The organism is Maribacter zhoushanensis (genome assembly GCF_029350975.1).
Taxonomy (GTDB): domain Bacteria; phylum Bacteroidota; class Bacteroidia; order Flavobacteriales; family Flavobacteriaceae; genus Maribacter; species Maribacter zhoushanensis.
The window spans coordinates 1-17,785 of the sequence record NZ_JARKMR010000014.1 but is presented as its reverse complement, the minus strand read 5'-3'; the positions used below and the strand labels follow the sequence as shown (position 1 = coordinate 17,785).

Sequence of the window (17,785 nt, the reverse complement as noted above, 5' to 3'; positions counted from 1 at the left end):
AGAAGACGAATGGAACGAAATCGAAGAACTGCCCTTTAACGGTGACAGTTACTCTGTAGCACACCCAACGCTGAACAGCGACGAGACGAAACTATACTTCGCCTCTGACATGCCGGGCACGAAAGGGGAGTCGGATATCTATGTTGTGGATATCAACAAGGACGGTACTTTTAGTACACCGAAGAACTTGGGGGAGAGGATCAATACGGAGGCAAGGGAGACCTTTCCGTTCGTGACTGATTCTGGCATATTGTACTTCTCGTCGGACGGTCACCCAGGACTAGGGGGACTTGATGTCTTTGCCACGGACCTGAACAACGAAAGGGGAGAAGTGTTCAATGTAGGACGCCCATTGAACGGAGAGGAAGACGACTTCTCGTACATTATCAACGAAGAGACCAAGAAAGGCTTTTTCGCATCGAATAGAAAAGGAGGACAGGGAAACGACGATATCTACAGTTTTGTAGAAATGACGCCGTTGGACTTCACCTGCCATACCAATATCACGGGAATCGTAAAAGACGAAAAGACCAATGAGTTGTTAACGGATGCATCGGTAACGGTATACGACAAGGATAACAAAGTAGTATCGAGCTCGAGTACGGACGAGAACGGAGCTTTCGAGATGGAAGGCAACTGCGAGGAAGGCAGTTACAAGGTAGTGGCTACCAAAGCGGACTATGAGGAAGGCAACAGGTCGTTCATGACGGTAAGGGCAGAAGATGTGACCGGTATAGAGATCGTACTTGCACAGGTGGACCCATCCGCACCGATAGGTACGGACCTTGCGCAATACCTGAACATAGAACCGATCTACTTCGATTTCGACAAGTACTTCATCAGGGAAGATGCAAGGATCAGTATCGAGAAGGTACTGGCATACCTTAACGAATACCCAAGCGTAAAGGTACAGGTACGTTCGCATACGGATTCAAGGGCTAACGATGCGTACAATATGAAATTATCCGCGAACAGGGCAAAGGCAACGGCAGATTACCTAATAGCGGCAGGCATCCCGAGCAACAGAATCTCATATGAGGGCTATGGCGAGACGGAGCTTACGAACGGTTGTAGCAACAACGTTCCATGTAGCAAGGAAAAGCATCAGCTCAACAGAAGATCGGAGTTTATCGTGGTGGAATAACCAACATAAACCAAGAGATATTGAAAAGTGGATAGGAGCATTGCTCCTATCCACTTTTTTGTTGTCAGAAAATAGCCTATAAAAATAGGATGAATTTGGTTGGATTTTCTCGATATAAAATCAAGTAAAATATTCTTTTTGGCACTTGTTAAATATCAAATAATTAAAAAAGGTACTTTTTGAACCTGTTGATATTACTGTTCTTATCGATGAAATGCACTTTAGTCTATTTTTTTGATATACAATAATGTTCATTTCACAACATTATGACGATGATATACAACAATAGTTGATTCATAAGTCTATATACACTTTATTTTTACGACTTATTATGTAATAAAAAACCTACATATCGAATATTGATATTAAATAGGAACCTAAAAATTATGAATCAATTTATGCAGGTAAAACCATTAAAAGACATTTTTAAACCATCGAACTATAGTTAAACTGTGTTCGACGTTAAAAGTGAATCGTTAAAAAAATAACATTTTTATTTGAATTAATTTTTTAAAAATATCAACTATCACCTTGAAAAAAGATTACAAATACAACCATATTTTTTTGATAGACCATCCCCTTCAATAATACATTATGAAAATAGCATCATTAAAAATTAAGAGCAGATTATTATCAGTAGTATTTTTTCTTTTTACTATTGTTAGTTCTTACGCTCAATTAAGTGACTTGCATTATATGCCACCACTTACTGAGACGAACCCGAATTATATTATTAATCAGTATGTATACCTTTCCACTCCGGAAGTAATACCTTTTGATGTTAATATTTACGTAGGAACCTCGGCAACTCCGCTAGCAACGGTTTCTGTTTCTAACACAGTACCTTACACTTATATATTACCTACAAATGAAAATGGAATAACATTATTGCCTAATGCAGAAGTAGGGATTGTAGGTAGTACGGCAGGTTTACGTTTAGAGGCACCAGGGGGTCAAAAGTTCTATGCAAATTATAGAGGTAATAGTAATTCTCAAGGTGTTTCCTTAACCTCTAAGGGACGTGCGGCCTTAGGAACTCATTTTAAATGGGGTGGTATTCCTTTTCTTCATGACCGTCCAATTTTTAATGCAGTTTTGGGTATTATGGCTACCGAAGACAATACAACAGTTACTATTTCAGACTATGATCCTGATTGTGTTTTTAGATTAGGTAATAATGGTACAGGTATAACGGATGACACGATTACTATTACTTTGAACAAAGGAGAATCTTATGTATTAGAAGCAGAAGGAAATAATGGAGATGCAAATAGATATGGGTGGTTAGGAGCAGATGTTTTATCAGATAAGGATATAGCTATTAGTACAGGTCATATACTACTTGGTGTTACTCCAGGCTCTAATATACAAGATGGAGGAACAGATCAGCCAGTACCTATAGATATTATTGGTCGTGAGTATGTTTTTATTAGGGGAGGAGGATCAGATACTTTAGAATTTCCGATTATAATCGGTACCGCAAGTGGTACCGATATTTTTGTTAATGGAGCAGCAACACCTATAGCAACAATAAATGAAGGAGAATACTTTGTGGTTCCTGGGTCAAATTATTCTGGTGGTACAGCGGGTAATAATATGACGGTTACCACATCTAAAAATGTGTATGCTTATCAATGTTTGGCAGGTAGTACTTCTGGAGCAACTATTGGAATGAATTTTATAGCTCCTGTTAATTGTTTACTTCCAGATAATGTAAATAATATTAGTACTATTGAAGATTTAGCAGGAAAAACGATATCTGGCGGGTTAACCATTCTAGCATCAAATAGTACTCCTGATGCCAATATAACGGTAACTTCAAATGGTGTTCCTGTAACCTTACCTGCTGCTATACCGGCTACGGGTTTACCTTGGAAAAGTTTTTATATTCCAGGTTTAACAGGTAATATATATGTACAATCTTCTGGAGCAATTGCTGTTGGAGTTGTTGGTTTTAGTGGTGCTTTAGGGACAGGAGGTTATTTTTCTGGTTTTGATACGGTCCCAGTAGTTGATTATACAATTACAGGGTCTGGTTGTTTAGGTTCAACCATTACGCTGACAGAGGTTTTTGATACCTATCAATGGTTTAGGAATGGCGTAGCAATACCAGGTGCAACTACAAATAGCTATACACCAGTAGAAATTGGTGAGCACTATGTAAATGTTTCAAAAAGTGGATGTGATTATAACTCTAACGTAATAGAGGTTTTTTACTGTGATCCTGATATATTTATTAATAAAACAGCTGATAAAACTACGATATCGGAAGGTGAAACAGTAACCTTTACAATTACTGTAGAAAGCCTTGGATTAGATGACACAACTGGTTTGGTTATTACTGATGAGTTACCAACAGGTTTAACATTAGTAAGTGCAACTCCAAGCAAAGGTACTTGGTCCGCTCCAAATTGGAATGTAGGTGATATGGTCAGAGGTGAAAAGCAATCAATAGTTATTGTCGCTTCTGCCGATGATATAGATGCTCCGTTCCCTACAAAAAGTATTACAAATACGATTTCTAACACTCAAGATCAAACAGATTCCAATTCATCTACTGATGACACAAGTGAGAAAATTACTATAGAAAATTTAGATGATGATAATGATGGTGTTCCAGATACTTCAGATCTTTGTGAAGGGTTTGATGATAACGCCGATAATGATAATGATGGCGTACCAGATGGTTGCGATTTAGATGATGATAATGATGGTATTTTAGATTCAGATGAGTGTGTTGCACCTCCTGCATCGGTTATAGGTACAGAAGATACTTCAATTAGTTGGATAGATTTTCAATGGAATAGAGTTATAGGTAGTACGTACTGGTCAGGTAGAAGTAGTGGTGACAATGAATGGGGACTTATAGGTACTTTCGACCTTGGGGACTTAAATGCAAATTTAGCAGGAGTGATGGTCACTATAACTTCAATTTCAAATGAGCCAGATGATGCTAGGCTTTACATGGGCGCATCTTCAGGTAGTTTACTTGGAGGTCACGCAGGTTTTATCTTAGAGTTTTCTGAACCTGTAGATATTAGAAGAGAGGCTCTTTCAGGTGTAGCATTTAGTACAGGTGAAATAGAAACATACCTGTCTAATAGTCAAATGCATTATGTAAATGCTGATACTCCGGCTAATGTTTTAGTAACACCAGACGATGGTTCTGGTTATGCAAGTTTAGAAGCAAATGGTAGTGGCGGCTCTAGCCCTATAGTGGCTGAGAGTTATGGAACTACTTATTTTTATATGGATTGGGATGATAATATCGTGCCAAGTACACAACAATTTAGAATGGAAATCGGTGAATTTCCTAGAGTATCTACAACAGATACCGACGGTGATGGTATTGTAGATTGTAAAGATTTAGATAGTGATAATGATGGTTGTCCTGATGCATTAGAGGGCGATGCAAGTTATGATTATGATGATATTGATGGTGATCTTAGATTAACGGTAGCTGTTGGTGCCAATGGTGTACCTAGTGGTACCGCTCAAGGCAGAGGTACTTCGCTAGATAAGTTGGCAAGATCAAGTGCATGTTCAGAATGTTTGCCAAACCATCCTTTGTTTACAGATTTTGATGGCGATTCTATTGGTGATGCTTGTGATGAAGATGATGACAATGATGGTATTTTAGATGTAGATGAATCTAATAGTGGTTGTGGTGCAGCTGCTTCAACAAACATTCATTTTACTGATGCATCTTATAATACTATTGCAGCAGATAGTAATGACGGTGATTTAGTTACTTATTTAAAAGATTTTGATAGTGGAGTTTCGGCAGTTATTACAACTACTATAGGTTCAGGAAGCTTTGCTACTGGTAATCCAAATTATACAGACGGTACGGTAAGGGTAGATATGCAAACGCGTAATTCTAGTTCAGCTGTTAGCGGTACTTCTACTGAAATTGTATTTTCTGAGCTTATTCTGTCTACGGAATTTAATGTAAGAAGTTTAGCAAGAAATGCTTCGGGCTCATATAATGAAAGTCAAAATATAAGATTTTTTAATAATGGGGTTCAAGTAGAATTTACGGCAGATATTTATGCACTTAGTGGAACAATAGGTTCGGGAGCTTCTTATGATCCTGTAACTGGAGATGCAATAGCGGCAATTATTGGCGGAGGAGCTCAAGAGGCTAATTTTAGGTTTAATATAGATAAGCCAATAGATAAAATTGTCATAACCCAAATGGATGCTGCCAATGCAGACAATATAGGGTGGACAGTTAATATTTTATGTGCCTATAATTTAGATACGGATAATGATGGTATTTATAATCATTTAGATTTAGATAGTGATAATGATGGTTGCCCAGATGCTTTAGAGGGTGCAGCAACTTATGATTATACTGACATAGATGGTAGTTTTCAACTTACGGCTACTGCAGATGCAGCAGGTATACCTGGTGGGTCTTCACAAGCAGTAGGCACAGCTATAGATAATTTACAACAGTCAGATGCATGTTCTGAATGTTCACCAAATCATCCGTTATATAATGATGCGGATGTCGATGGTGTAGGTGACGCTTGTGATGAAGATAATGATAATGATGGTATAGCGAATGCTTTAGAATGTACGCCTGCCATTGGTTCAATTTTATCAGGAGATGATACATTACTGCTAACAGGAGAATATAATAATGGTAATGGCGTAAGTCAACAGTTTACGATTACATCTACCGAATATAATATTTTAGATAAAACCGGTTCTGCCGATAATGGTTTGCAAGTAAGATGGAACCAAGGAACAGATCCAACCGTAGAAATGACGCTTACGTTACAAGAGCCTGTAAATGCAGTACAAAATGCAATTAGAGTTTCTTCTTTTGAGCCTAATAGTGCAGTAGGTGGAATTCAAAATGCAGATAAAACAGTTACGATTACATGGCCAGGTGGCGGTACGGCAGTATTGTCAGATCCATTGGGTGAAACAGACTTAGGTAATGGTGCCGTGATAACATCGGGTACTCCTTTTCAAGTGGCTCCGGATGCTGCAGGTTTATCCAGACTTGTACCAGATTCGCAATGGTCTTTATTGATTGATACCAGCACGGGCATAACTTTCCCTATGGATATTGGTTATTTTGCAGATGGTACTATAAATTCAAGTGCTAATCACGTAAATGAAGGTTTTGCCTTTAGATCGGTTTTAGATTGTGATAATGATAATGATGGTGTAGCAAATACGCTTGATTTAGATAGTGATAATGATGGAATTTACGATGTTGTAGAATCAGGCGGTACAGATGCAGATGGTAATGGTATTGCAGATGGCGCAATAAGCGCAGAAGGTATTCCTAATACAGCTGGGACAGGTACTGTTGCTACAGAAACAACAGCTGGTACTCCAGATTTTCTTAATGTAGATAGTGATGGTGATACCTGTTCAGATGCTAACGAAGCATATGAAAGTAGTACTGCCGATAATGGTGATGGTTCTCAATATGATGACGCTGATACTGCAACTGTTGGTGATGGTTCAGGAAAAATATTAGCAAACGGATTGGTAGCTGCAGCTGCCTATAACACGGGCGCTATAAGTGCAGTAACTACTGAAGATTTAGATTTAGATGGTGACGGATTAGTCGGTATCTGTGATTTAGATGATGATGGCGATGGCGATCCAGATACCACGGATACTGATCCTTTAGATCCGTGTGTATATAGTACAAATCAGGTTGTAGCTAATGCTGAAACTAGTTGGAATGATTTAGACTGTGATGGTGATGGGGAAACCAATGGATTTGAAGTAACCAATGGTACAGATCCATCTGATCCTTGTGAGGTTACCGTACCAACGGTTCGTGCTCCAGCCGATGAAAATTATGCAGTTTGGGCAGCGGAGGATTGTGATGCTGATAATGTAGATAATGGTACAGAGGTTACCAATGGTACAGACCCTTTTAATAATGATACAGATGGTGATGGTGTTCAAGATGACGTTGACAGTGATGCACTAGATCCTTGTGACCCAGTACAAGCAGCGGGCTATACTGGTTATGATGCCAGCAATGCTATTTGGGCAGCGGCAGATTGTGATGGTGACGGAGTTATCAATGGTACAGAAGCTACTAATGGTACAGATCCATATAGCACGGATACCGATGGTGATGGTGTGTCTGATAATACAGATGCAGATGCGTTAGATCCTTGTGATCCTGTACAAGCAGCAGGTTATACTGGTTATGATGCCAGTAATGCTATTTGGGCAGCAGCAGATTGTGATGGTGACGGGGTTACCAATGGTACAGAAGCTACTAACGGTACTGACCCTTACAATGTAGATACTGATGGTGACGGTGTTCCTGATAATACAGATTCAGATGCGTTAGATCCTTGTGATCCTGTACAAGCAGCAGGTTACACTGGTTATGCTGCCGGTAATGCTATTTGGGCAGCGGCAGATTGTGATAATGATGGTGTTATAAACGGTACGGAAAATACAAATGGTACCGATCCTTATAGTTCAGATACAGATGGTGATGGGGTTCCTGATAATACAGATGCAGATCCGTTAGATCCTTGTGACCCAGTACAAGCAGCAGGTTATACTGGTTATGATGCTAGTAATGCTATTTGGGCAGTGGCAGATTGTGATGGCGACGGAGTTACCAATGGCACCGAAGCTACTAACGGTACTGATCCTTATAATACAGATACCGATGGTGACGGTGTTGCAGATAATACAGATTCAGATGCATTAGATCCTTGTGACCCAATACAAGCTTCAGGTTACACTGGTTATGATGCCAGCAATGCTATTTGGGCAGCTGCCGATTGTGATGGTGACGGAGTGATTAATAGTACTGAAGTAACCAACGGTACAGATCCTTATAGTACAGATACCGATGGTGATGGTGTTCCGGATAATACGGATACTGACCCGTTAGATCCTTGTGACCCTGCACAAGTAGCGGGCTATACAGGTTATGATGCCAGCAATGCTATTTGGGCGGCTGCAGATTGTGATGGTGATAATGTTACTAATGGTACGGAAGATACTTTTGGTACAGATCCATATAATACAGATACTGATGGTGACGGAATTCAAGATGATGTGGATAATGATCCGTTAGATCCTTGTGATCCTGTACAAGCCCCTGGTTACACAGGCTATGATGCCAGTAATGCTATTTGGGCAGCTGCCGATTGTGATAACGACGGAGTTATTAATGGTACGGAAGTAACTAATGGTACCGATCCATATAGCATAGATACTGATGGTGATGGTGTGCCTGATAATACAGATGCAGATGCGCTAGATCCTTGTGATCCTTCACAAACAGTAGGTTATACTGGTTATGATGCCACTAACCCAATTTGGGCAGCTGCCGATTGTGATGGTGATTCAATTATAAATGGAACTGAAGTTACCAATGGTACAGATCCTTATAATCCTGATTCAGATGGTGATGGTATTAATGACGGTCAAGAAGATACAGATGGTACAGATCCGTTAAATGATTGTGAATCTATAGGTGGTACTCCTCTACCAACTAGTGATTGCGATGGTGACGGTGTACAAAATTCTTTAGATGCGTGTGAAGGTTTTGATGATGCTATAAATGCAGATGGCGATGCATTGCCAGATGCGTGTGATGAAGATGATGACAATGATGGTATTCCAGATTCAGTAGAGGGTACTGGTGATTTTGATGGTGATGGTGTTCCAAATAGTTTAGACTTAGATAGTGATAATGATGGTATTCCGGATCTTGTTGAAACAGGCAATGGAAGTTTAGATACCAATGGTAATGGATTTATAGATAGTTCTGAAAGTGGTGTGGGTACCAACGGTATTCCAGATGTTTTAGAAGATGGCGGTGTAGATGGTGCAGGCGTAACAGCAGTTCCTGTAAATTCTGATGGTACAGCTGGTCCTGATTATTTAGATATTGATTCTGATAATGATGGTATTAGAGATTTAGTAGAAGCACAGACAGATGCTGCTCTAGTACAACTATCAGGTAACGATTCTGATAATGATGGTATAGATGATGCTTTTGATGTAGATAATGGCGGAAGTTTAACTACTTCACCGGAAGATACAGATTTAGATGGTCGTCCTGATTATTTAGATTTGGATAGTGATGCTGATGGAATTATTGATAATATAGAATGGCAGTCAACTTCAGGTCACCTTTTTCCATCTTCGGATTCTGATGGAAATGGTTTAGCCGATAATTACGAGGTTGCACCTGCAGGTTCTGGAGAATCTATTAATGAACCAACAAATTCAGATGGAACGGATAAACCTGATTACAGAGATACAGATTCTGATAATGATGGCTTAGATGATACTACAGAGGTTTATGATTATAATGATGATTTAGCAGCAGATGTTACGCCTTCAGGCACAGATTCTGATAATGATGGTTTAGATGATGCTTTTGACTTAAGTATATCGGCACCAAATGGTATCGCTGATTCAAACGGAGCTACAAATAATAATCAAGATGTTACAACTTTCTTAAATACTCAAGATCCTTTTACAAGTGAGGTAGATTTTAGAGATGCAAATGTGCATTTAGATCCAATTGATACAGATGGTGATGGGGTTGATAATCTTGTTGATATCGATAATGACAATGATGGTATTTTAGATTATGTAGAATCATTAGGTTTCCAACCTACAGATACAAAAGGTGATGCTTGTGGTATTCCTGCTGGTTCATTTATTGGTGGTACCTATATACCTGCTACAGGTTCAGGTGCAGGTACCGTAAATGCAGAATATAGATTCTCTACGGTAGTTACTTCATCGTTAGGTGTTTTAGATGCTATTGTTAGAATTACAGCTATTGATAATGCAACCTTAACTTCTATAGATGCATTTCCGGCAGGTAGTAGTAATGAAGCTTGGCAGCCTACTTTTGATGTAGGTAACGGAACTAGTGTTGCTGGTGAAGAAGGTAGTATTTCATTTAATATACGATTGGTAGCAACTGGTACGGATTTTCAAGTAAACCTTATAAGATTTGGTGGGGTCATCTATGATATTGATGGCGCAAATACCAAAGAAAGTGTTACACTTACGCGACCAGGTTTATACGCTGTTGATAGTAATTCATTACTTACGGTATCAGAAAATTTAGCTACAGGTACGGCAACTTTTGAAGGTCCTGACGAAACATGGCCAGGAGTTGATTTTGGTCCTAAGTTAGCAGCATACTTTAACTATTATGAAACTACAAACCTTGACTTAACTTTTACAGGTGAGTTACAAACAGGTTTTGCTACACAAGATTATTTAGGTTCTATTTTATTCCAAACTTGTGATATAAACGGATTATTCACGCCTACAAATACAACTTCAGGAAATAGTCTTAGTGGCACTGCTTCTGGTGGTGGTTCGTCACCAACATATACTATTTACCAAGGTATTGATAGTGACAATGATGGTATAGAAGATCATTTGGATATTGATTCTGATAATGATGGTATTCCAGATAATGTAGAGGCACAACTTACCTCTTCTTATATTCCAAGAGGAACAGTTGATAGCGACACTGATGGTTTAGGAAATCCATATGAAGGAACAGGTAATGAAGGTTTAACCGTTATTGATACAGACCTTGATGGTGTTCCAGATTATTTAGATTTAGACTCAGATGGCGATGGTTTTACCGATAGAGTTGAAGCTGGTTTTACATTAGCTTCAAACAATCTAGATTCTGACGGTGATGGTTTATTAAATGGATATGATGATGTAGATACACCAGGTACTCTTTTTGATACTAATGATGATCAAGATAATGGAGCTTCAGATTTACCTAACATAGCTAAAACTACAACTCCAGAAGTTGATTACCGCGAAGTTGGTATTGATGATAATGATTTAGATGGTATAGCAGATTCTATTGATTTAGATGATGATAACGATGGTATTTTAGATACGGTTGAAACTTCAGGAACTGATCCTAGTGCTGATGATGATTCTGATGGAATATTGAATTATAATGATACTGATTTAGGGGCTGATGCCAACGGTGATGGTATTGTAGATATTTTTGATACCGATGGTGATGGTGTTCCTAACCACTTTGATTTAGATACAGATAATGATGGTATTTATGATGTTGTAGAATCTGGCAGTGACCAAGCGTTTACCGCTGGTGTTGTAACTGGTGCGGTAGGTACAGATGGTATTCCAAATTCGGTACAAGCAAGTGGTCAGCAAAATAGTGGTGCGGTAAGTTATACGGTATCAGATTCTGAAACTACTTCTGATGGAATATTTGATTTCTTGGAATTAGATGCTGATGGAGATGGATGTAATGATGTTATCGAAGCTGGATTTACTGATCCTAATGCAGACGGAATATTGGGCGATGGTGCTACAGTTGTTGATGCAAATGGTATCGTAACAGGTACTACCGTTGTTGATGGATATACTACTCCAAATAATTTAGATAGTGCTACAGATTCAACATTCGACTTTCAACAACCAGGTGTTGTACCAACAATAGCAACAGCAGCTGAACAACCTCAAGATGTATTAACAAATGGAAGTTCTCCAGAGACATTTACGGTAACGGCTACAGGTACAGATGTACTGTATCAATGGCAAGTAGATGACCAATCTGGTGGTGGTTTTGTTGATATTGACGATGCAAATGCAACTGATATTTATTCAGGAAGTAATACAGAAACACTGACATTAACAGGTATAACAACAACACAACAGGGTTATGAATATAGAGTGATAATTACAGAGACTAGCTTTGTATGTTCGCCGTTAACTTCTGATAGTGCTTTGCTTACGGTAGATGTAACTCCGCCAGCAATACCTACTGTTGATAGTCAAATTACGAATGACATTACACCTGTTATTACGGGTACTGCAGAAGCAAATTCTACGGTAACTGTAGTAGTTGCCGGTGCAACATATACAACAACAGCAGATGCTTCTGGCAACTGGACAATTGATACGGAAACTGCTATCGCAGATAGTGGTTCATTTACTCCAAATGTAAATGGAACAAATGAAGTAGCCGTTACAAGTACAGATGCTGCTGGTAATAGTACTGATGATGTTACAACTTTAGAGTTGACAATAGATACTACAGACCCTGCAATTCCTACTGTAGAAAGTCAAATTACAAATGACATAACACCTGTTATTACAGGTACTGCAGAAGCAAATTCTACTTTAGAAATAGAAGTTGGTGGTGCAATTTATACCATTATTACCGATGCCTCTGGTAATTGGACTTTAGATACTGAAGTTGAAACTCCAGAAAGCGGAACTTTTGCTCCAAATGTAAACGGTACAAATGAAGTTGTGGTAACCAGTACGGATGCAGCAGGTAATAGTGCTGTTGATATTACTACTTTAGAGTTGACTATAGATACAATGGCTCCAACGGCTCCAACAGTTGAGATTACTGAAGATACCAATAATGATGGTTTAATTAGTGATGATGAACTAACCGGACCTATTAATGCCGTAGTTACACTACCTGCCGATGCCGTTGCTGGTGATACGGTTACCATTACGGATGGTAATGGTAATTCACAAGATGTGGTGCTTACTGCAACTGATATTACTAATGGCGATATCACTGTTATAATTGCCAACCCTGGTGAGAATGGTACCATCGTGGTAACAGCTAATATTACAGATGTAGCTGGTAATACGAGTGCAGATAGTGCTACAGATTCAGCTGTACTAGATACCACGGCTCCTTTAGCGCCAACAGTAGTTATCTCTGAAGACACAAATAATGACGGATTAATAAACGAAGATGAGCTTGTTGGTGATTTTGATGCTCGTGTAACACTACCTGTTGATGCAGTTGCAGGAGATACGGTGACCGTTACTGATGGTAATGGTAACTCACAAGATGTAATACTTACGGCAACAAACATATCAGAAGGATATGTTGATGTAGTTATTGTAAATCCTGGAGATATGGGTACCATTGTGGTGACCGCAAATCTAACGGATGCTGCCGGTAATGTTGGTCCAGATAGTGCTACGGATACTGCGGTATTAGATCTTACAGATCCATTGGCTCCTACAATAGAAATTACGGAAGATGTCAACAATGATGAATTAATAAATGGAGATGAATTAGTAGGTGACTTAGATGCAGTGGTAACACTACCTGCAGGAGCGGTTGCTGGTGATACGGTTACGGTAACCGATGGTAATGGAAATTCACAAGATGTAATACTTACTGCAACAGATATTGCAACGGGTACTATAGATGTGGTCGTCATCAATCCAGGTGAAAACGGTTCTATTGTATTAACAGCTAACTTAACTGACGTTGCAGGCAATGTTGGTCCTGATAGTGCTACAGATACAGCAGTATTGGATACCACAGCTCCTTTGGCACCGACAGTAGTTATCTCTGAAGATGTTGACAATGACGGATTAATAAACGAAGATGAACTTGTTGGCGATATTGATGCTCGTGTAACATTACCTGTTGATGCTGTTGCCGGTGACACGGTTACCGTAACCGATGGTAATGGTAATTCACAAAATGTGATACTTACGGCGACAAATATATCAGATGGATATGTAGATGTTGTAATTGCCAATCCTGGAGATATTGGTACCATTGTGGTAACCGCAAATCTTACGGACGTTGCTGGTAATGTTGGTCCTGATAGCGCTACAGATACAGCAGTGCTGGATCTTACTGATCCTGGTGCTCCTACAGTAATTATTGTAGATGACGGTAATGATGATGAGTTAATTAATGAAGATGAATTAGATGGCGATATTCAAGCCGCTGTATCATTACCAACTAATATAGCAGCAGGAGATACCGTGACCATAACTGATGGTAATGGTAATTCACAAGATGTTGTTCTTACAGCAGCTGAAGCTACCAACGGATTTATTATTGTTGTAATTCCTAATCCGGGAGATGGTGGTACTATTAACGTAACTGCCAACGTAACAGATGTAGCTGGAAATGTAGGACCTGATAGTAATACTGATACGGCATTACTTGATCTTACCGATCCTAGTGCGCCAACAGTAGAAATTACTGAAGACATCAATAATGATGGTTTGATAAGTGAAAATGAATTGGTAGGCGATATTGATGCTCGTGTAACTTTGGTTGGACCAACTTTTGAAGGAGATATTGTTACTGTAACTGACGGTAATGGTAATTCACAAGACGTGGTCTTGACTGCCACAGATGTTGCTAATGGATTTATAGATGTTGTAATCGCCAACCCTGGTGATGGTAATACTATAGTTGTAACGGCTAACTTAACTGATGTTGCTGGTAATGTTGGACCAGATAGTGCTACTGATACTGCGATAATAGACATTCTGGCTCCTAGTGCGCCATTGGTTGAAATTGCAGAAGATGTAAACAATGACGGTTTAATCAGTGCAAGTGAATTGTCTGGAGATATCGATGCAGTAATTATACTACCTATTGATGCGGAGGTTGGAGATACGGTAACCATAACAGATGGTAACGGTAACTCGCAAGATGTAATCTTGACAACCACCGATATAGCGACTGGTTCTATAGAAGTTATTATTGTCAACCCTGGTGAAGCTGGTACAATAGTATTGGGAGCATTTATTACAGATTTTGCTGGTAATGTTGGTGATGATAGCGCTACGGATACAGCTGTACTTGATACAACGGCTCCAACTGCTCCTACAGTAGAAATAACTGAAGACACTAATAATGATGGTTTAATTAGTGAAGATGAGTTAATGGGTGATATTGATGCTCGTGTTTCACTTCCTGTAGATGCTGAAATTGGTGATACGGTAACTATTACAGATGGTAATGGTAACTCGCAAGATGTGGTCTTGACCGTAGCTGATATTACCAATGGATATATTGATGTTGTAATCGCCAATCCTGGTGATGGAAATACTATAATTGTAACTGCGAATTTAACGGATGTAGCCGGGAATGTTGGTCCAGACAGTGCTACGGATACTGCGGTGCTTGATCTTACTGATCCAACTGCGCCAACGGTAGAAATAGTGGAAGACACTAATAATGATGGCTTGATCAGTGAAGATGAACTAATTGGTGATATCGATGCTCGTGTAACGCTACCTGCTGATGCTGTAACTGGTGATACGGTAACTATTACCGATGGTAATGGAAATTCACAAGATGTGATTTTGACCGCAACCGATATAACGAACGGATCTATTGATGTAATAATCGTAAATCCTGGAGATACAGGTACTGTTGTTTTAACAGCGAACATTACGGATGTTGCAGGAAACGTTGGTCCAGATAGTGCTACGGATGCTGCAGTGTTGGATCTTACAGATCCATTGGCTCCGACCGTAGTAATTACGGAAGACACCAATAATGATGGTTTGATTAGTGAAGATGAACTAATTGGTGATATCAATGCTCGTGTAACGCTACCTGCTCAAACATTTGCCGGTGATACGGTAACTATTACCGATGGTAATGGAAATTCACAAGATGTGATTTTGACCGCAACCGATATAACGAACGGATCTATTGATGTAATAATCGCAAATCCTGGAGATGCAGGTACTATTGTTATAACAGCGAACATCACGGATGTTGCCGGAAATGTTGGTCCTGATAGTGCTACGGATACTGCAGTGCTTGATCTTACAGATCCATTGGCTCCGACCGTAGAAATTACTGAAGATACCAATAACGATGGTTTAATCAGTGAAGATGAATTGGTTGGTGATATTGATGCACGTGTAACACTACCTGCTGATGCTGTAGCTGGTTATACGGTAACCATAACCGATGGTAATGGAAATTCACAAGATGTGATTTTGACCGCAACCGATATAACGAACGGATCTATTGATGTTATAATCGCAAATCCTGGTGATGCAGGTACAATTGTTTTAACTGCTAATATTACGGATGTTGCCGGAAACGTTGGTCCAGATAGCGCTACGGATACCGCAGTGTTGGATCTTACAGATCCATTGGCTCCGACCGTAGAAATTACAGAAGACACCAATAATGATGGCTTAATTAGTGAAGATGAATTGGTTGGTGATATTGATGCTGTAGTGACGCTACCTATTGATGCTGTAGCTGGTGATACGGTAACTATTACCGATGGTAATGGAAATTCACAAGAAGTGGTCTTGACAACAACTGATATTACCAATGGATATATTGATGTTGTAATTGCAAACCCTGGTGATGCAGCTACAATTATTTTGACAGCGAATATAACTGATATTGCGGGTAATGTTGGTCCTGATAGTGCTACGGATACTGCAGTGTTGGATCTTTCAAATCCTACGGTAGACAGTTTTAGTACAATAGATATTACTCCGGTATTGACCGGTCAAGGTAATGCCAACGAAACTTTGGAAATTGAGTTGGATACGGATGGAGATAACATTCCTGATGTAACATATACAGTGACTACCGATGCCAACGGCGATTGGAGTTTGGATACGGAAACGGCAACACCGGATTCTGGTAGCTTCCCAACTCTAGTAGACCAAGATGTAATCAATATTACGGCTACAGATCCTTCTGGAAACACAGGAACAGGAGCAGTAACGGTTTCAGTCGATACTGATAATGACGGGATCAATGATAACGAAGAAGTTGCCTTGGGCACCGACCCTAATAATCCTGATACGGACGGTGACGGTATTAATGACGGACAAGAGGTCAATGTAGACAATACCGATCCATTAGATGATTGTAGTTCTGTGAACGGATATCCATTAGCCGATAGTGATTGTGATGAAGACGGATTAACGACGGAAGAAGAAGTAGCGTTAGGTACTGATATTGATAATCCGGATAGTGATAACGACGGATTATTGGACGGCGAGGAAGTAATGTTGAATACGAACCCTAATGATTCTGATTCCGATGATGACGGTATTTTAGATGGTCAAGAAGTATTGGACGGAACAAATCCTTTAGACGATTGTGATCATGTCGGTGGTACGGCGTTACCGGATAGCGATTGTGATGGCGATGGATTGACAACGGCTCAAGAAGATGCTATTGGAACAGATTCTTATGAAGCCGATACTGATGGGGATACCATTCCTGACGGACAGGAGGTTATAGATGGGACCGATCCATTGAATCCTTGCGATTCACTGAACGGTGTACCAACACTTGAAGCCGGTTGTAATGCCGAGGTAGTAGATTCCGGTATAGCAGTGTCCAACGAAATCATAACCCCTGACAATGATGGAACCAACGATTCCTTTATCATAGAGAATATAGAGTCTTACCCTAACAATACGGTACAGGTCTATAACAGATGGGGCATCAAGGTGTACGAGATGAACGGTTACGATAACCTGACGAATACATTTAAGGGGTCATCGGACGGTAGAGCAACGATAAGCCAAGACTCGGAACTACCGGTAGGCGTGTATTTCTATGTCATCAAATATGTTAATGATGGCAACAACCTTACCAAGTCCGGTTATTTATATATCAACAGATAAAAAGTTCATCAACAAAAAGACGATAATGAATAAGATTTTTATATCCCTATGTATAACGATGTCCGTTTTTGCGGTATCATACGCCCAACAAGACGCACAGTACACGCAGTACATGTACAACACGATTTCTGTGAACCCTGCGTACGCAGGTTCGCGCGGGGTGTTCAGCATAGCGGCACTTCACCGTTCGCAGTGGGT

At 39.7% G+C, this 17,785-nt stretch carries 3 protein-coding genes; all 3 read left to right on the top strand.

The genetic code is table 11. The features are described from left to right. Positions 1-1,144 (top strand): OmpA family protein (locus tag PXD56_RS18525; RefSeq protein ID WP_276494811.1); only part of this gene is annotated, 1,144 nt, incomplete at its 5' end. Between the two features lie 594 nt (positions 1,145-1,738). After that, the gene (locus PXD56_RS18520) at positions 1,739-17,587 is read left to right on the top strand and encodes an Ig-like domain-containing protein (protein WP_276494810.1); all 15,849 of its coding nucleotides are present in this window, start codon (positions 1,739-1,741) and stop codon (positions 17,585-17,587) included. A gap of 7 nt (positions 17,588-17,594) precedes the next feature. Further along, positions 17,595-17,785: type IX secretion system membrane protein PorP/SprF (locus PXD56_RS18515; protein WP_476703484.1), on the top strand; the 191-nt coding region annotated here is incomplete at its 3' end.

Excerpts from the sequence above, each read along its gene's own strand:
- PXD56_RS18520 (WP_276494810.1), top strand. The coding sequence starts at position 1,739 with ATGAAAATAGCATCATTAAAAATTAAGAGCAGATTATTATCAGTAGTA.